Consider the following 19,261-nt stretch of genomic DNA (forward strand, 5'->3'; position numbering starts at 1 on the left):
AAACTTACATAAGTGCTTTATTGAGTTATTCTTTTGTTAATAGTCCTAATCCTGCCCCTGTAACTTCTGCTAAGATACTAATTAATCGAAAGATAGTAATGGTACTAAAAACTATTTGAATGGGAAAGTTTTCTGTTTTTAGTAAAATAATAATTGTGGCTTCAAATACCCCTATTCCACTAGGCGCGCCAGGAATTACTAATCCTAATAACCAGGCAAAACTAAAAGCATTTAATAATAAAAAAAATTGAAAAGTTGATATTGGAATAAATGCCATCCAAGTCAAGATAAACCCTAGTCCTCTCAGCAAAATAAATACCATTTCTCCTAATAAAATTGTCTTAGGATATTGTTCTAAATAAATATTTTTCTGAACATTTTCTTGCTTAATTCCTTTGAGATAAAAAAGTATTTTATTTACAAAAAAAGGATGAATTGCTAATAATCCAATTAACATAGTTAATATATTTATAATAAATAGCCAAAAATTATAAGTGGTTTTATCAGTTCTAATAAGATGACTTAATAAAGTAATTATCAAAGCTGAATTAGCCATAAATAAAGGTTCTAATAAAACGCTAAAACTAGCAATTTTTAAGGAGATTCCTTGTTGAGAAATAGCTAAAATACGTCCATAAAAATGTCCTATATTTCCGGGTATATATTTAGAAATATTGGTAGTTAGATAAACTTTTAGTCCCCATGTTTTTTTTATTGGGTGCTTTAGCATTTGTAGGAGTTTAACCCAAACTAATGCAGACCAAATATGAGAGAAAAAAGTAACTAAAAATGCTAAAGTTAATAGATAAAAACTTTTCTTATTAAGAGTTATTTTTATGATAGTACTCCAATTATTTTGAAAAGTATTTACTATGAACAATAGGGACATTCCAAAAATAAACCATTTTAAGTATTTTTTAAGAAAAGCAACAGTTATTTTCATATAGCAGTTTTCTTTAAATGTCCTTTAAAAAATATTTGAGTAAAAATAAAAGAAAAACTTAAAATAAGTTATTTACATTTTCTGTATTTTCTCTATTTTTTATGCCAAATATTCAAAACCATCTGTTGAACAGTTCTTAATGGTTGGTCAATTTTTCTAGCTAACACTGCGCAGTCTTCATATTCTGGTTGAACATTAATGATAGTTTTCTGTCCATTAATTTCTTGACTAGCAATTTTAACTCTTACCATACCATAATCTGTATGTATTTCCTGGATTTCTCGGTTTAATATAGAGCGATCTTGAATGAGAGAACGTATTCCCAATGTAGTTGTTTCCTGAAAGATAATTTTCTCACAATCTACCATTTTATCCAGGGGACAAATTACGGTTAATAAAATTCCTGGGCGAGACTTTTTCATGCCAATAGCTTGTGTAAATACATCCACAGCTCCCACTAAAAATAACTTTTCGAAAAGGTAGCTAATTATCTGGGGGTTAAGATCATCAATCTGAGTTTCTAACACAGCAATTTTTTCTGATCTATTATCTGAGCTGGTAATAGTATCTCCGCTAAGAGATTCTCCAATCCATAACTTTAAAATATTGGGAATAACTAATTCCTGCGAACCTGCTCCTAAGCCAACTTTTTGCAATTTCATTGGAGGAAAAAATCCAAATTTTTTTACTAAAGTTGCCGCAATAGCTGCCCCTGTCGGTGTTACTAATTCTCTATTAATATCATTGCTATAGATAGGAACTTGACGAAATTCCCATAACTTAATTACTGCTGGAACAGGAACTGGCAAACATCCGTGAGCTGTCCAAACTATTCCTCCACCTGTCGGCATAGGTGAACAATATAAGGCTTCTATCCCCAACCAATCCAATCCTAAACAAGTTCCTACAATGTCTACAATGGCGTCGGTAGCTCCTACCTCATGAAAGTGTACTTTTTCTGGTGTTACTCCGTGTACAGCTCCTTCTGCTATAGCTAATTGACGGAATATTTCCAGACTCCATTGAGTTGCCTGGGAGGATAAATTAGCTTGTTTAATCATTAATTCAATTTCAGGTAGATGACGCACACTATAATTGTGGCTATGATGATGCTCAGTTGACTGATTATCTTTCAACAAGTCAACATGAACCTTAGTAGCTAATTGTCCTTGACGATAGACCTGTTCTTTCCACAAACGATATTCTACTTTAATACCTAATTTTTGGAGTTTTTCTATTAGATATTTTAAAGGAACACCACTGTCAACTAATGCTCCCAGACACATATCCCCAGCGATTCCTGTTGAACAATCTAAATACCCTATTTTTTTCATTACTTTTATAGATTTTCTATTGTTTACTAAAACAACATCATTATCTTGAGTTCATTTTAATACTTAAAATAAGATTTTATCTTTGATGTTTAACATGGCTAAAGTATAGAATCTCCATTCTAAAATAATCGCAAATCTCATATTATTGAAATAATTGTAAAAAAGCTGAAACAAGGGGTAATTATGTTATATCCTTACCGATACAGTTTATGCTATTGGTTGTGATCTCAATCAAAATCAGCTGCACAGCTGGTTAAGCAATTAAGACAATCATTTAATTATAAATGCTTGACCTGTCTCTGTTATTCTTTGTATAAGATTACTGGTTATGCTTGTATCTTTAACAAAGCTTATCTGATGATGAAGCGGATTATTCCTGGTACTTATACTTTTTTTCTGCTAAGAATAAAACTAGTCTCTAAATTGGTGGTGAGTTCCAAATAAAAAGACATAGAAATCTAAGTTCCTGCCAGTAGTATTTATTAAATAATTTTAGAAATTTTAGATATTGTATTTTATTATGTAAATCTTCTCAATAAGAAAAAAATTTTTTATCATTAAATTTAAAAAAGCGAATTTTTTTGATATCTAGATAATCAAGTTAATTTAATTATTGAAAATAGATTTCAATTTAGATTTGAAGTATCTACTATTTGAGAGATGACTTCTGATAATCCTATAGTTGTCTTACAAAAATTAAATTGGGATAAGTTGCAGAATAGAGTTACTGTAATAATTTAACTAGATTACTCAATTACCTATTATTAACTTAAGTATATCTCAAATATAAAAATTATTACTATAATAATTTCTAAAGTTATGGTTATTGAACCTCGTATTTTAGTTAAAAGTTGATATTCTTTCTATGGAAATTTTAATTATAAAAAAATTTTTTAATCAACTAAAATTAAGCTCAATTTTGTTTTAAAAAATTATTCAAAGTCCCTTAAAAAGATTCTGCGAAGTTTTTACTGTTAAATTCAACAACCTCAAGTAAAATTAGTACGAAATGTTGTAGAAGAAATGTTAGATGTTACCCGTGATATACGTAAAAATTCTCCTACTTTTGGATAATGGGTAGGCAAATTCCTCAGTAAAAAACATATGTTTTTTTACTGAGGAATTTGCCCATGGATTTATTGTTCTATCAGATAAGGCAGAGTTTATTTAATAAAGCGACGGATTATTCTGTCCCACAGTATGAGAAAACTATTTTTTGGAATGATCTCGATATTGAGATCGGCTAAAAATTAACTGAGCTGGACAACCAATACTGTCAAAAAAGATCAAACAGTGGTTCTCTTAAAAGATTTAGAAATCTTTAGTTAATTGATTTATGTCTATCCACTGAGGTAAACTATGAAGGTGTTTTTTCAAGACCTTTTAAGAGGGCTCTAATCCTAGGAGCAGCTAAAAATACTTCAGCATCTTTTAATAATTTAGTCCCCCAGAGATTATCTTCTAGAAATTGTAATTCGCCATAGCGACTGTCCAATTTTAAGGCAGCTTCCCCTAACTTAAGTCCTTCCTCTGTTTTTCCTTGGGAATATAAGGCTATAGCTAAAGCTAACTTGGGTTCTGCTTGTTCGGAATCAATTGTTAATGCTGCGCGCCACTCTTCGATCGCGCTCTTGGTGTCTCCTTGCTCGTACTTAATCAAACCAATATTATTAACCGCAGGCCAAAAATCTTTCTCTTGGGCAATTGCCTTTTTATAAACAATAATTGCGTCTGTCGTTTTTCTTAATTTTAGATAGGAATTACCTAAATCAAACAAAGCTGCGGGGACATCTGGTTTAAGGACAAGTCCTTGTTCCAATTCCCTTGCCGCCGTTTTATACTTTCCTTGTCGAAAATAGGCATTTCCTAAGGTAAATTTAATTCCTGCTTCTTCTGGAGCTATGGATAATGCTTTTTGTAATACTTCAATCGCTTGATCTACTTCTTCTTTTTGAAGATATAAAGTTCCTAAAATAAACCAAGGTTGATATTGAGTTGGGGCAAGTTGAGTGGCCAGTTTAGCCCTTGACAGGGCTAACTCGTATTGTTGAAAGCGAACTAACTGTACCGCATCCTCGGCTAATTCTAAACCCCTTTGTTCCAATTGTTCTAAGTTTAGTTTGGGAGTGTAGGGCAGAAGGGCCTGTCCCATCACGGGGGTCATCAAAGTCCAAAAACCTGTCAAAGCAAATAGGGAAAGCAACCAGTTACGTTTAGGCACGGTATTTTATTAAAGTCCTTCAGAATAGCTAGTCGGTCATCCCAATTATTGTAGTCTGTCTCGTTCCAATTTGCTTGGACGATAGTGTTGGCAAATTTGGAGACTGTAAGTTGTGTTGAGACAGAGTTAATTTAAATTTAAAAAACTAAAAAAGTATTGATTCTAGCAAATCTGTTGTACCAAAAATAAAACTATAAGAATAAAGTTTTAGTGTTAATGATAGACTTATCAACAGCTATGACTTTTATACATAAATATTCTAACAAGGTTTTATGTATAAATCAGAGGATAGTATAATCAATACTTTTATTTAATTTATATTTTTTTATCAAAAGCTAAGTTGTATGAATAAAATTTATATTTATATAAATAAAACTATTGCCAATTATTATTTTTTAAATAAAATTAAACTCTTTCAATTTATAAAAAGCATACCTAATAGCAACTTATTAATTATTGTGATTTAACTACCAGTTAAATTAATTTAAATTGAAATTTACTATAAAAAGTACATTAATTAAAAAAGTTGTTTACCTCAGAAAAGATGGTTATAAAATTAGATGTATATAGATGCCGATAACAAATTAGTAGAAGAGTTAGTCTACCCCAAAAATAAAAGAATATCTTCTGATAAAATAGAATAATTTTTCTTGAAAAAATTAAAAATAGTGAGATTAATAGTGTGACTAAAAAATACAATAAGTAAACAATTACTAAAAGTAATTTTATTAAATAATCAAAGATTGATAATACAAAAAAAATAAATATCGCAACGGTTGATATTTAATAAAACGATCATGATTAAAATCAATAATATCTGGAAGAATAGTAAAATATATATAGTTTCTTTTGAAAAAGAAGAATACTTAATTGAATAATCAAAAAAAATATTAAATTATAAGTTCAGACCAATAAAATACTAACTTATAGCCAAATATCTTTTTAATTCTAAATAAAAAAATGTGTGTTATCTTTAACATACAAGATCTAAAAAAATAATACATTATATGTAATGCTACTTACTGATAATATCTTGCTAAGATAAAAGACTAAATAGCATAAGTATTAAACTCAGCTTGTTATCTTTAAAAACTTAATTTACTTATTGCATAAATATAAAAAAATCAAAGATATTAACAATAAATTTAAGTTGACTAAAAAAATAATTTATAGATTGATAAATTGTGTCAATGTTTAATTATAGTGTTTTTTACAGTTAATACTTTACCAGTAAATTTAGTACTATAAATTTAGTCTAATTAAAATAGTTTTGGTTGTTATTAGTATTACTTGTATAATTAACAAAGTTATAGTCTTTTACAGCTTGGACAAAGATAGAATAATATTTCCATTTTTTATACTTAATTATGTTTTTATCTAGGACAGTTTTACTATGCGTCATAGTCTTACCCTAAAATCAAAATATCAATGTTTTGGCGGAACTGTTGCTTATTATAGTCATCAGTCTCAATGTTGTAATCATCAGATGAATTTCGCGGTTTATTTGCCTCCTAAAGCAAAAATAGAGCCTATTCCAGTTTTATATTATTTATCAGGATTAACCTGTACAGAGGAAAATTTTATCGTAAAAGCTGGAGCACACCAGTTTGCTGCTAAATACGGTATTATGCTAGTTGTTCCTGACACTAGTCCTCGTGATACAAAAATCGCAGAAGAAGATAAAACTTGGGATTTAGGAAGTGGGGCAGGGTTTTATGTCGATGCTATCATCGAACCATGGAAAAGCCATTATCAAATGTATAGTTATGTTGTAAAAGAGTTGCATAGCCTAATACAAAATAATTTTAACGTAAATGGTGATAAAACTAGTATTTTTGGCCATTCCATGGGAGGTCATGGGGCGTTAGTTTGTGCATTAAGGAATCCTCAACAATATACCTCAGTTTCTGCTTTTGCTCCTATTACATCACCAATTCATTGTTCTTGGGGAGAAAAAGCATTTACAGCTTATTTGGGAAATGATAAAAGTAATTGGTATCAATATGATGCAAGTGAATTAGTAAAACAAACTCAGCTTCAATATCCACTTTTAATTGATCAGGGCTTAGCTGATCCTTTTTATCGTCAGAAGCAGTTATTACCAGAAAAATTTAAAGAAGCTTGTGAATATGCGGGACAATCTTTAATTTTGAGATATCAAAAAGAATATGATCACAGTTATTTTATGATTTCTAGTTTTATTGAAGATCACATCAGCTATCATGCTATGTATTTAAATAGTTAATCTGACTTAAGTAGAAAGAATAACTTTTGCTGTAGTTTACAGAAAAAAATAAACTATTCGAGGTTTAATTTAAGATTTTAAAGATTTTCCCCTAAAGACTTTTTATAAACGTGAGTTTTATTAAAACTTATTGAATAGAAAAAGAAATAATAGTTTTCTTACATAAGAATCAAATACTTGCTTATACAAAAAATAGGTGTTACGGTTAATACCCCTACTATGGGTTGCTTGAACTAAAAAATTAACTTTTAAAAAACTCTATATCTTAAAAGTTTATATAGATAGAAATTATCTATATATAGTTAACTACATCTATTAGACTTAGTTCTTATTGACATAACTAAATTAAATTAGTCATAAATTATTACTATATAAGAGCAACTAAAAGAGAATAAAATTATATTTTAATTAAAAATTAAAATATAATTTTATATTAGAGCACTCTCTACATCAAAACATAGACTTTTCTTCTTTATTTAAGTTATGACAAATATTGTGTTTGCTACGATTACATATCAAACAATAATCGTGTTGTTATAATCACGCAATATAAGTTATTTTTTTATAGAATTTTGAATTTTATGATTTTTTTGATTCGAGATTTTTTTTTACTTGTAGATGTTTTATAGAGAACAGTTAAATTTTTTTATTATTTTTCTAGATTAATATTTTGTGTACAATGATTCGGTAATCTATTTCAACAGTCTAAAAATATTCCATCTGATCCTTTCTAGGATATATATAAAATCTTTGTGGCGAAAATATCTTTAAACTTCTCAATTAGCTTAGTTTTTATCTAGTACTAACGATCAAGTTAAGCGATATTAAACTAATTCATAAAAATGACGTAACTTCTCAAAAATAAAGCGCTACTTTAGGCTCTGCTAAACAGTGAGTAGTCTATATAAAAAAATGTTATCTTAAAAAATTCTTCTTAACTAACTGTATCAAAACTATAGTAAACAATAGCTAAAAGTTTTACTTTGAGATATTTTAGAACTGCAATCTCTATAAGATTCTAATTTTTAGAGTTACAGAATGCAGTCACAATAAGAGTCTTGGAAATTATTAGCTACTAATTTATCAAATCAAGTCTAAAAAATCTTAAAAAATACTTCGTGCTTCGTGCAGATAAAGCTTACACAATAAAATTTAATATTTACATCTCAAATATTAAATTTTATCTAATAAATAAAAAGTTCTAATTTAGTTTTTGCGCAGGAAGTTACCATCTATAAACGAGTGATAAACATCGATCTGTAAGATAAAATTTTCTATATTTTAATATATTTAATATCGCAGCAATAAAAGCGCATTGAAAGCTTGACTACAAAGCTAAAAAAGTTAGAATAGAATAAGTCTAATTTACACCTAGAAACAAGCTAAGAGATTAAGAAAGAACCATTCGCTTTAGCTAGAGAAGATAAGTGTCTCTAGGGTTAGCTGGACAATAAAAAACTTGAAATGAGTAGAACAGTTTTTCTGATGGTAAAAAACAATACATTGACGGCTGATTAGTAATAGGTAGTGTTGACTGTAGAGAGAGCCGGATGAAGATAGATAAAAATTGGTGAAACAATAATGTCCTATCCTTAGGTAGAGAAACTGGTACCCATCATACGCTTGTTTGACTCGTTCATAAGTTATCCTTAAAATTGGTCATCTTAAATTTAGGACATCTTTTTTCTTTAAATTTTTATACTTTCTATGCTGACTATTATTGGCTGTGGTAATCTGAATAGATCTGATGATGCTGTGGGGGTTGTAATTTCTCAAAAGCTTCAAAGATTTCTTGTAGAACATCATGTTTCTAATGTTCGTGTCTATGATTGTGGAACGGCTGGAATAGAAGTTATGTTCCAAGCTAGGGGTAGTGAGAAATTAATTATTATTGATGCGTGTTCAACCAACTCCTCTCCAGGAACTATTTTTGAAGTTCCTGGAGAGGAATTAGAAAATTTACCAACACCAAGTTATAATCTACATGATTTTCGGTGGGATCATGCCTTAGCAGCCGGACGCAAAATTTTTAAAAAAAATTTTCCTCAAGAAGTAATCGTCTACTTAATTGAGGCAAAAAACTTAGAATTAGGATTGGAATTAACTCCTCCAATACAAAAAGCTGCTGTAGTAGTTTTAGAAAAGTTAAAAAAGCAAGTTCTAAACTGGTCATAACTTAAGTGTAATGTTTCTTAAGTAAATTATCTACTTGTCCGATACTAACCTGATTATATTGAATTTTGTCGGGTAAGACTACTACATTCGGTCCTTTTTTACACTGTTTAAGACATCCTGTCAACCTAATTTCTACTTGATTCTCTAAGCCCCGATCAACTAATTTTGTCTTAATTTGTTGATATAAAATTCTTCCTCCTTGGTCCCAACACCTAGCTTTTTTACAAACTAAAATTTTCTTTTTACTAGCTTTTTCCGGTATAATCATTACACCTGATTCTTGAGGTTGAGTTAAAATTTTAATAGTTTCAGCTTTAAGCTTAAAAATTGCCATCTTACCTTTTGTTTCCCTAGTTCCTTGAACTTCTAGCCAGTCCTTAGGAGAAAGGTGTGTATCTAGATAAACTTTTAACTCTTCAGAAATTTCAATTAAAAATTCTCTTGAACCCACTCTCATACGCAAATATTTGATTTTTATTCCGTCTTTCATAACAAAGCTTTCTAATTGTCCGACAAGGCGGAAGGGAGAAATCATTAAAAACTTTGACATATTTTTTTATTTATTAATAAAGTAATTGATAATTAAATCTATTAGTGATATCAACATTGATTTAACTAGTAGATTAATTCTCAACAGAAAGCTAAGCATTACCTAACTACATTCTAAAGCTGGGCGAAATCAATAGGACTAGTTAGAATTTACAAGACTGTTAGTATATAAATACTAACAGTCTTGTAAATTCTAAAGACAAATTATATACACTTCAACGCTCACTTCAATTAGCTTCTATAGCTTAAGTTAATATCAAAGAACGGCCAGCTTAATCTATCGATATCAATAAACGCTTATTAGTCTCAAGTATCTCAATAAAATTGATTAGTGTCAAAAACAATTCAGAACTAGATTCAATCTGGATTCACCCATTTTGCCCTAAGCCTAAATTTTTTAGTATATTCTTTAGGGGGTCAATAAACTGTTGCTAAAATGAGGTATTTTATATATGTATAGTTTAACATAAAGAAGGGGACAACGAAAATGACGACCACTCAAGGCTTGGTACGTGCTTTTGGAGAAGTGGGAGAAAACTCTGTCCTACTAGACAAGAGCGTTACTATTCCTATTTGTGAAGGATTAAACATGTTGATAGCTAGTTTTCAAGGGCTATATCTTCAATATGAAAAACATCATTTTATTGTAGAAGGTTCAGAATTTTACTCTTTGCACGAATTTTTTAATGAAAGCTACGATGATGTTCGCGGTCATGTTCACGATCTCGCTGAACGTTTAAATGGACTTGGAGGAGTTCCCGCTGCTAGTTTTAGTAAATTAGCTGAATTGTGTTGTTTTGACCCTGAAGCAGATGGGTCTTACGGCTGCCGCGAGATGGTAGAACATGATTTAGGGGCAGAACAAGAATTAATCAAGCTACTCCGCAAACAAGCCGCTCAAGCTGAAAGTTTAGGAGATAGAGCAACTCGTTATCTTTATGAGCAAATTCTTCTTAAAACAGAAGAACGGGCTTATCATTTAGATCATTTCTTAGTTAGCGACAGCTTGACTCTAGCCTTTGTTAATAATGGAAACTAGGACTTCCCTAGAGTTTTCCTCGGGGCAAACAAACAATACCTGATTGAACAAACTCCCATCAAAAAAAATGGGAGTTTTCATCTTTCTAAGTTAATGCACACTTAATCTCTTCTAATGTTAATTGACGACCAATAAACACTAATCGAGTTTGGCGGAGTTCATTAAATTTCCAAGGACGATCATAAAAGGTATCAAAGCGATTACCTACCCCTTGTAAAACTAATCGCATAGGTTTAGATGGAACATTTACAAACCCTTTGATACGATAAATTTCTTGGGTTTTAATTATTTTTTTTAGTTGATTTACCAAGCTTTCTAGATCAAATTCTTGATCTAAAACTACTTGAACCGAATTAATGTCATCATCATGATCATGGTCTTCTTCCTGATTAGGATGACTAGGGCGACTCTTCAAATTATCCTCAACAGCTGCATTAAACCCTAACAAAACATTAGGATTAATTTCCCCATTATTACAAGAAACTACTTTAACTCCTAGCCTTAATTCTCCTTCTAACCACTTTCTGACTTGATGAAATTGAAGCGGTCCAATTAAATCAATTTTAGTCAACAACACTAAATCTGCACAGGCTAACTGGTTTTTAAATAACTCCTCAATTGGGGTTTCATGTTCTAGGTTAGGATCAGCTTTTCGTTGCGCTTCTAAGGCAGCTGAGTCCATCACTAGAGTCCCTGAAACCAAAGCTTGAGTATCTACTACTGTTATTACCCCATCTACGGTGGCGCTGTTACGAATTTCTGGCCACTGAAAAGCTTGAACTAAAGGTTTTGGTAATGCCAATCCAGAGGTCTCAATTAGTATACAATCAATGTCCTCACGCCTTTCTAATAATTTCTGCATAATTGGAAAAAATTCTTCTTGGACGGTGCAACACAAACAACCATTAGTTAATTCGATGATATTAGTATTTAAGTTTTTATCCTCATTGCAAATTTGACAATCTCGCAAAAGTTCCCCATCTATTCCTACTTCCCCAAATTCGTTAACTAAAACAGCAATTCGTCTTTTTTGATTATGTTGTAGTAGATGACGAACTAAGGTTGTCTTACCTGCTCCAAGAAAGCCAGTTATAACCGTAACAGGAATTTTATGCATAGTAAAGTTCAGCACACCTCAAATGACATCTTTATCAAGAATTCTCATTGAAAAACACTAAAAAATATTTAAAAAACTCATTGATTTTTAGTTGCATTTTTCATAGTACCATCTTAGCTCAAGAGTAGCAAAATCATGTTTCAGTTCAATTCAAATTAAATACAAGAGAGCTTAAAATTAATACACCAAATCCTAAACGATACCAAACGAAAATCCAGGTATCACGGTTTTGTAAATAGCGGGTTAACCAAGCAATCGCTAAATAGGAAAAAATCGCTGAAGAAATGACTCCAACAATAACAGGAAATAAGATTTCTTTAGAAAAGCCTAGGACTAAAACTTCTTTAAATTCTGCAAACCCTGCTATAGTAATAGCTGGAATTCCTAGCAAAAAAGAAAACTTAGCTGCCGTTGCTCGTTCTAAATTTATAAATAATCCAGCCGTCATAGTAGAACCTGAACGAGAAACTCCTGGAATTAAAGCTAGAGTTTGGGCTAGTCCTATTAATACCCCGTCTTGTAATGTTAATTGTCTAAAATCTCGTTTATGAGTTCCTAACTTTTCTGACAGAGCTAACAATACAGCCATCACGATTGAAGCGATTGCAATTGCCTCTACACTGCGTAATGGAGAATTATCTAAGTCGGAAACCAATAATTTCCATAACAATCCAAAAAAGACAATAGGTAAAGTTCCCAACGCAATACCCGCCGCTAGTTGAAAATCATAAGATTTATAGTCCGAGATACAGATAGCTTTTACCATCCCTTCAATAATCTCCGTTAAATCTGACCAGAAATACCATATTACAGCAGTAATACTTCCTAGTTGAATTACTGCTGTAAAAGATACTCCAGGATCACCCCAGCCTAAAGCCAAGGGGACAATTTTCAAATGAGCTGTACTACTAATGGGTAAAAATTCTGTCAATCCTTGCACCATTCCTAACACAATAGCCTGAAGCCAGTTAAATTGAAAAATGGGAGTATCAGAAACTTTTAGGGAAATTGATTGGACAGTTGTCGTAGAACCTAAAAATAAGCTTAATCCACTACTGATAGCAAAAAAAACGATTAATTCTAATGGTCTGTGTTTGGGTTGAGTCATAGAAATTGAGAAATTTATATAAACTTAGACAATAAAAGTTTCAGCAATTTTATCAATAAATACTTAATATTTAAAACTTTTTTAGAAAAATTGAGAAAACTAGAAAATTATTTTCTAACGGTTCATAAATTTATGCCTAATTATCTATTAAAAAACTAGGTTTTGGCAAAATTTATTAGAGTTATATAAATTTATAAATGAGAACCTGCTTGCTCAGCTTAATTTTTTTAAATATCTATAAATTAAGGATAATTACCAGTATTTAGGTATTATTCTAGATAATAGCGAAACTTAATCCCAATCTATTTACCTTAAACGTAAAGTTTTAGAAAAGAAAGTTTAAATCTTAGAATCTTCTCCTGAGTCTCCCGTATCAGTTATCTGTAAAGTTAAAACCTTCCGTGTACATCCTGATTATCTTCCTTTACCCTTTTTATAAAAAATTTTTAAAAAAGTAATTATCGTTGATAAAACTAAAGATATAATTCCAAAAACTCTAAATAAAACTTAGCATTTTACAGAAGGTTCAGAAAATTAACTCAGATTAAATTTAGTAGAAATTCTTAGGAGAGATTTTCTGATGGAATCATTCCTAACTGATCTCGGAAGTTTAGTCTGTAAAAGATTTCAAGATTAAGTTGCCATCAAGGATTTCTTTTTATCTAAATTTTCTATCACTCAAGCTTAATGCTTTGTGGTTACTAGTTTTCCTAAAATCAAACAGACTCTTCACCCTTATCTAGGAGATTTTTAAAAGAAAGATTACCCGGTAGAGTAAATTCCTTAGTTTTATGCAATAGCATTTTACAATCACTTCTCCAAAGATAGCCAACGACTTTATAAATTTCCAAATAAGTCTCGGTGAAAATGTACTTATCGCACTGATACTACGACCGTCCTTAATTTTAGCTCCACTTTAACGGACAATTTAGTTAACTGTATGGTTAATATACACCTTAAAGAAATGAGATGGGAGAAGAATACCGTAAGGTAATTTACCTAGCTATTTTAACAAAACTCAATTACTTATCTAAACTTTTCTATATCTTACCTCTGTCGATTTTACACAAAAGTTACTCACATTCATAATCAATCACTTGTTATTGGATCTAACAAAATATTTTTAATTATTTATCTTAATTATTAATTAGAAAATAATTCCATAGAAATAACAAATTTGTTTTTAATATTTAGCATTAAATATTTTTTTTCAAAAAATAAAAACTCACAAATATCTGAGTAGTAAATTTGTAAATATAAAAAATATAAATAACAATTAATACTCTTTTAGAAAAAAGTACTGCAAGTTAGTATTTGATGAGCATTAAAATTTACTCATAACTATGTTTTATAACTTAAATCTTTATTTAAGTCGAAATTGTTTAATAACACTATTAAAACTTTTACAAAGATAGTCTCCATAAAAAAAATAACTTTTTTTACCGTAAAATAATGACAGTTAAGTTTAGAAAACTAGACAGTTTTTATTATCGAGCAATAAACTTGTAATTTCAATAAAAAATAAAGAATATTATACCAGGTTTATATTTTTATCGTAAGAAATGTTTAGAAATATTTGAAAAATAAACATTATTTACAAAACTATTAATAATTTCTTATGACCCAAACTTTTTTACTTATTTACTTAGAATTAAATACCTCTAATACTAGATTAAGCTATTTATTCCCAAAATAACAAAAAAATAATTTAATTACTTTATATTGATTTTATTTAATAACATTAACTATTGTATTGTATTCTAGTGTTTATTAGATGTTATCTAAATAATTAGGTAAGTGGTTTTTGCTACAAAAATATGATTAATAGAAAGGCTATATAATCGAATAATTAATAGTCAATTATCCTTGAATTTTAAATCCCTAAATGTAGTACTATTTTTATAGTAAAACAGCTGATGGTTAACTGAAAAAATGAAGATTGTTTGTTTATTAACATAAATTCATGTTCAACAACTTATATTTTTTATATTTTATATATTAAAAATATAAGTTGTTGATTTTTTTAAAAAAAATCTTATCAGTTATGCCTAAGTCTAATATTTATAAATTAGCTAGCGTACTATATTGGCCGATAGAGGCAAATAATCTAACTTAAAGTAAGTTAAGAAAAAAAAATGATAAAATTTTTCTGATTTTCTTAATTTTTTATGTATTTTTTGACTGTTGTTTTAGTCCAATTTTATTGGTAAACTATAAAGATAAAAATACTAAATTAAAAGCCAAAAAAACTAAGAATAAATTATTGAATAATAATTAAAAAATAAACTTAGTTCTACTGTTTATTCGGAGACAAAAGAATATTTAATGAAGTATATATGGGGCCAATTATTAGTATAAATATGTTCTAATATACAGTATTTTTTGAGCTAAGACTAGAAGCCAGTATATATACTAATAATTAGATTATTAGTATATATACTGCAATAATTATAAACTTTAATTTTAACTATAAAAACTAGTTTAATAAACAACTAGATACAAACTTTTTAAAAAATTACTAATTGTTAAAATCAATAATAAGTCATTAAAAATTTAAAAAATAGCTTTACTATGTAAGTTATAAGTAGATATACAATGTGTTTGTGCTGAACACATATAAATATATACTAGACTTTTTAAGTAAGTTGTATTTTTTTAAAAAAATACCTATAAAATATTAGTCCCATGACATACAATAACAAAAAATATAAAAAAATTAAATATTTTTAGCAGACTCTAAACATAGATCTTCTAAACTAGCCGTGATAATGGTACAACCCAAAAGGTTAGTCTTTCAACTTTATAAGTTTTATAAGGTAGAGGCTTTTACTAAGAAAAAGTTTTTAAAGCTTCAAATAATAGAATAGTAATTCTAAGAAATATTGCTTAATAATTGAGTTTAACTTTAACTATAAGAGTTATGATAATTTAATCGACGAAAAACACAAGATGTGTTGGTGTTTTTAATTTTGACTTATCTTCAAAAAGACAAAGGTTAAACTTAAACTAAAAATATATGCGATCATTCGAAGATATTTTTAAAATAAGAAGTCTGTAATTATCTAGAAATAATTAATAACTTAATCAGAAATATGTATGGTGATAATGAGATGATTAATAGTCAAATTTTCTATAACTAGTAATGAGAAAATAATAAACTAAAGTCAGAAAATCAATTAAAGTGTGATATAGCGCGTTAATCAAAATAGTAGAGAAACATACAGTATGCATATAAGTGAAATCACTCATCCCAACCAGTTACATGGTTTATCACTCCGACAACTAGAGGATGTTAGTCGTCAAATTCGAGAAAAGCATTTACAAACGATTGCCGCTAGTGGAGGACATTTAGGGCCTGGGTTGGGAGTAGTAGAACTCACCGTCGCCCTTTATCAAACCCTAGATTTAGATCGAGATAAAGTAACCTGGGATGTGGGACACCAAGCCTACCCCCATAAAATGTTAACTGGTCGTTATAATCGTTTCCATACTCTACGGCAAAAAGATGGTATTGCTGGATATCTAAAACGTTGCGAAAGTCAATTCGATCATTTTGGGGCTGGACACGCCTCTACAAGTATTTCTGCGGCCTTAGGGATGGCATTAGCAAGAGATGCTCAAGGGGAAAACTATAAAGTTGTAGCAGTGATTGGAGATGGAGCATTAACTGGAGGAATGGCCTTAGAAGCCATTAACCATGCTGGACATTTACCCAACACGAATCTCATGGTTGTTCTCAATGACAATGAAATGTCTATTTCTCCAAACGTTGGAGCTATTTCTCGCTATCTCAACAAGGTGCGTCTGAGTGACCCCGTCCAATTCCTCTCAGACAACCTCGAAGAACAATTTAAACAGCTTCCTTTCTTTGGGGGATCTTTTACACCCGAAATGGAAAGGGTTAAAGAAGGAATCAAACGCCTAGCGGTTCCTAAAGTAGGTGCAGTAATTGAAGAATTAGGCTTTAAATATTTTGGTCCAATTGACGGGCACAATCTAGAAGAATTAATTGGCACTTTCAAACAAGCCCACAAAGTCTCCGGCCCCGTCCTTGTTCATGTTGCCACCGTCAAAGGAAAAGGTTATGACCTAGCTGAAAAAGACCAAGTAGGCTACCATGCCCAAAGTCCTTTCAACCTAGTTACTGGCAAAGCTCATCCGTCTAATAAGCCTAAACCTCCCAGTTATTCTAAAGTTTTTGCTCATACTCTTACTAAACTAGCCGAAAACAATCCTAAAATTATTGGAATTACTGCCGCCATGGCTACGGGGACAGGATTAGCTAAACTTTATGCTAAGCTTCCCAAACAATACATAGATGTGGGTATTGCTGAACAACATGCGGTTACTCTGGCTGCTGGGCTTGCTTGTGAAGGAATGCGTCCCGTTGTAGCCATTTACTCCACATTTTTACAAAGAGCTTACGATCAAGTTCTTCATGATGTTTGTCTTCAAAACCTTCCCGTTTTCTTTTGTCTTGATCGCGCCGGAATTGTCGGCGCAGATGGACCGACTCACCAAGGAATGTACGATATTGCCTATCTACGGTGTATTCCTAACCTAACTATTATGGCTCCCAAAGATGAAGCGGAATTACAACGAATGGTGGTGACAGGGGTTAATCACACTGATGGACCGATCGCTATGCGTTATCCTCGTGGCAGCGGTATTGGAGTTCCCTTAATGGAAGAAGGTTGGGAACCTTTGGTAATTGGCAAAGGAGAAATTCTCCGTACTGGAGATGATATTTTACTTTTAGGTTATGGCTCAATGGTGAATACAGCTTTACAAGTGGCAGAAATTCTCGGAGAGTATGGCATTGAAGCAACAGTAGTTAATACCCGTTTTGTTAAGCCCTTAGATACGGAATTGATCTTTCCCCTCGCTCGACGCATTGGAAAAGTAGCTACCTTAGAAGAGGGTTGTCTTATCGGTGGTTTCAGTTCAGCAGTAGTTGAAGCTTTCTCTGATAATGGCATTTTAATTCCTTTAAAGCGATTTGGTGTGAGCGACAACCTAGTTGATCATGCCACCCCCGATCAATCCAAAGCAGATTTAGGGTTAACCAGTCCCCAAATTGTCGAACAAATTCTACAAGTCTTCTTCAAGAGTCCCCAACCTTCCGTAATGAGTTAAGACAATTGAGTAGATGGGTATTATTAAACGAACAATAGGGAAGTTCATCCTTGAACTCTAGCCCTTAATCACACGCTCAAGTATAACAACTAATTATTTTTAATGTGTTTATGCCTACCTACTTAGGTTAACAATAATAGGGGCTTTTTATTAAGCCTCTATTATTGTTAACTTTTAACTAAAAGTTTTAAAGTTATTGAATCTTTATCACAATATTTAACTTCTAAGGTAATAATTTTTACTTATAAAAAATATTCTATTTTTTGTTTTTTCAAATTAAATATGATAGATCGATAAAGAAAATATCAGTTTAATAAGACTCTCTTTCTAAGAGCATCAAAGTAAGTTTAATTATAAACCTATTTTCATAATCAATTTAATTTTAATTAACCTGAATTGATAATGTAAATTTAATAAGTTCAATTTTAGTTCAGGATTTTTAAAAATTAAGAATTGACGAAATTTATTAATCTATAAGCTTTTTTAAGATTTAATTTATTTTAATAATAAATACATCCTACTGTTTTTCAAGTCGTTCTCTTCTTAAAAGAAAATAATTTAATAATTAGATGTAATTATTAAATTATTTTTTAGTTACAATGATTAGATTTCAAGGATTTTTTTACTTCTTAAAAGAGGTAAGTAAATAGTCAAATAAATGCTATGTCTTATTAGAATTAGTAGCTGTGCTTTGGTTTGTTACTTAAAAAAGTAACACAAACAGAAAATAATGCTTCAGCTAATCATAAACGAAAAAATATAGCTAAATTAATGGTAGAGAAAATAGTCCTTGTCAAGGACAATATGTCAATTTTAAACATAAATAGCTTAATTGTAAAAAAACAATGTTACTCAACAATAATATAAATTAGGCTTACTAAAAAGTATTAATGACAATAAAAATTACAAATATTAAAAGTTAAATTAACTACAAAAAAAATTTGCTAAGAACCTGATTTTTTTAAATGAATAAAAGTATATATCTAGATAAGACTAGATCTGATAATAAAATAAACTATTCATATAACTCTAATTATAAAATAAAAAAAACCATACTCTTAAATTTAAAAATAAAAGAAAAAGACTAGTTAAATGAGTACTTTAAGTAAAGATTATTAACTTTACTTTTTTAACTATTGATAGGAGTTGTAATAGAAATTTATTTAGAGCCTGGTTATATTAAAGTTTAGTTGTCCAATAAAAATTAGTAGACATTATTATTTAATATAACTTAACTTCTAATAGAGGAAGAATTTTTAGAAAAAATTCTAAAAATTTGAATGTGAACTATGATACCTACTCCTTTACTTTCCAAAGTAAAACAAATTAGTGGTCTGTCGTAAAAAGGTGACTCAAATAAATGCCACTTAAATTTAGAAAAATTTAAAAATATA

The 19,261-nt window shown here is 30.1% G+C and carries 10 protein-coding genes; 4 read left to right on the plus strand and 6 right to left on the minus strand.

The features are described 5' to 3' along the window. Window positions 1–25: 25 nt before the first annotated feature. The 3 genes from P3F56_RS00170 to P3F56_RS00185 all read right to left on the minus strand — a co-directional run bounded on the left by P3F56_RS00170 (window position 26) and on the right by P3F56_RS00185 (window position 4,498). Window positions 26–943, minus strand: coding sequence for a lysylphosphatidylglycerol synthase transmembrane domain-containing protein (locus P3F56_RS00170; RefSeq protein ID WP_342637154.1), 918 nt, complete (start codon window positions 941–943; stop codon window positions 26–28). A 92-nt stretch (window positions 944–1,035) separates the two neighbouring features. Further along, on the minus strand, window positions 1,036–2,277 hold the full coding sequence (gene larC, locus P3F56_RS00175; RefSeq protein WP_281152767.1) for a nickel pincer cofactor biosynthesis protein LarC: 1,242 nt from the start codon (window positions 2,275–2,277) through the stop codon (window positions 1,036–1,038). A 1,357-nt stretch (window positions 2,278–3,634) separates the two neighbouring features. Then, window positions 3,635–4,498 carry a tetratricopeptide repeat protein gene (locus tag P3F56_RS00185; protein ID WP_281152768.1) on the minus strand — a complete coding sequence of 288 codons (864 nt, stop codon included), beginning with the start codon at window positions 4,496–4,498 and terminating at the stop codon, window positions 3,635–3,637. Between the two features lie 1,393 nt (window positions 4,499–5,891). Between P3F56_RS00185 and fghA the strand changes: the two genes are divergently transcribed. Both fghA and P3F56_RS00195 read left to right on the plus strand, forming a co-directional pair. Further along, window positions 5,892–6,743: an S-formylglutathione hydrolase gene (fghA, locus tag P3F56_RS00190; RefSeq protein ID WP_281152769.1), complete on the plus strand. Its 852-nt coding sequence runs from the start codon at window positions 5,892–5,894 to the stop codon at window positions 6,741–6,743. 1,707 nt (window positions 6,744–8,450) lie between these two features. Then, window positions 8,451–8,918: a hydrogenase maturation protease gene (locus P3F56_RS00195; protein WP_281152770.1), complete on the plus strand. Its 468-nt coding sequence runs from the start codon at window positions 8,451–8,453 to the stop codon at window positions 8,916–8,918. 1 nt (window position 8,919) lies between these two features. On the opposite strand, the gene P3F56_RS00200 is transcribed toward P3F56_RS00195, so the two are convergent. After that, the gene (locus P3F56_RS00200) at window positions 8,920–9,468 is read right to left on the minus strand and encodes a (2Fe-2S) ferredoxin domain-containing protein (protein WP_281152771.1); all 549 of its coding nucleotides are present in this window, start codon (window positions 9,466–9,468) and stop codon (window positions 8,920–8,922) included. Between the two features lie 486 nt (window positions 9,469–9,954). Between P3F56_RS00200 and P3F56_RS00205 the strand changes: the two genes are divergently transcribed. Continuing rightward, window positions 9,955–10,506 (plus strand): DNA starvation/stress protection protein DpsA, encoded by a 552-nt coding sequence (locus tag P3F56_RS00205; RefSeq protein ID WP_281152772.1) that lies wholly within the window; start codon window positions 9,955–9,957, stop codon window positions 10,504–10,506. 85 nt (window positions 10,507–10,591) lie between these two features. On the opposite strand, the gene cobW is transcribed toward P3F56_RS00205, so the two are convergent. Next, window positions 10,592–11,623: a cobalamin biosynthesis protein CobW gene (gene cobW, locus P3F56_RS00210; protein WP_281152773.1), complete on the minus strand. Its 1,032-nt coding sequence runs from the start codon at window positions 11,621–11,623 to the stop codon at window positions 10,592–10,594. 145 nt (window positions 11,624–11,768) lie between these two features. Continuing rightward, window positions 11,769–12,731, minus strand: a complete 963-nt coding sequence (locus P3F56_RS00215; protein WP_281152774.1) for an undecaprenyl-diphosphate phosphatase — start codon at window positions 12,729–12,731, stop codon at window positions 11,769–11,771. Window positions 12,732–15,956: 3,225 nt separating this feature from the next. On the opposite strand from P3F56_RS00215, the gene dxs reads away from it, so the two are divergent. Next, a complete protein-coding gene (dxs, locus tag P3F56_RS00220; protein ID WP_281152775.1) occupies window positions 15,957–17,867 on the plus strand; it encodes a 1-deoxy-D-xylulose-5-phosphate synthase in 1,911 nt (636 codons plus the stop codon). The last annotated feature ends 1,394 nt before the right edge of the window (window positions 17,868–19,261 follow it).

The organism is cyanobacterium endosymbiont of Epithemia clementina EcSB, from assembly GCF_029919255.1.
Taxonomy (GTDB): Bacteria; Cyanobacteriota; Cyanobacteriia; order Cyanobacteriales; family Microcystaceae; genus Rippkaea.

Excerpts from the sequence above, each read along its gene's own strand:
- P3F56_RS00195 (WP_281152770.1), top strand. The coding sequence starts at position 8,451 with ATGCTGACTATTATTGGCTGTGGTAATCTGAATAGATCTGATGATGCT.
- cobW (WP_281152773.1), bottom strand. The coding sequence starts at position 11,623 with ATGCATAAAATTCCTGTTACGGTTATAACTGGCTTTCTTGGAGCAGGT.
- fghA (WP_281152769.1), top strand. The coding sequence starts at position 5,892 with ATGCGTCATAGTCTTACCCTAAAATCAAAATATCAATGTTTTGGCGGA.
- P3F56_RS00205 (WP_281152772.1), top strand. The coding sequence starts at position 9,955 with ATGACGACCACTCAAGGCTTGGTACGTGCTTTTGGAGAAGTGGGAGAA.
- larC (WP_281152767.1), bottom strand. The coding sequence starts at position 2,277 with ATGAAAAAAATAGGGTATTTAGATTGTTCAACAGGAATCGCTGGGGAT.
- dxs (WP_281152775.1), top strand. The coding sequence starts at position 15,957 with ATGCATATAAGTGAAATCACTCATCCCAACCAGTTACATGGTTTATCA.
- P3F56_RS00200 (WP_281152771.1), bottom strand. The coding sequence starts at position 9,468 with ATGTCAAAGTTTTTAATGATTTCTCCCTTCCGCCTTGTCGGACAATTA.
- P3F56_RS00170 (WP_342637154.1), bottom strand. The coding sequence starts at position 943 with ATGAAAATAACTGTTGCTTTTCTTAAAAAATACTTAAAATGGTTTATT.
- P3F56_RS00215 (WP_281152774.1), bottom strand. The coding sequence starts at position 12,731 with ATGACTCAACCCAAACACAGACCATTAGAATTAATCGTTTTTTTTGCT.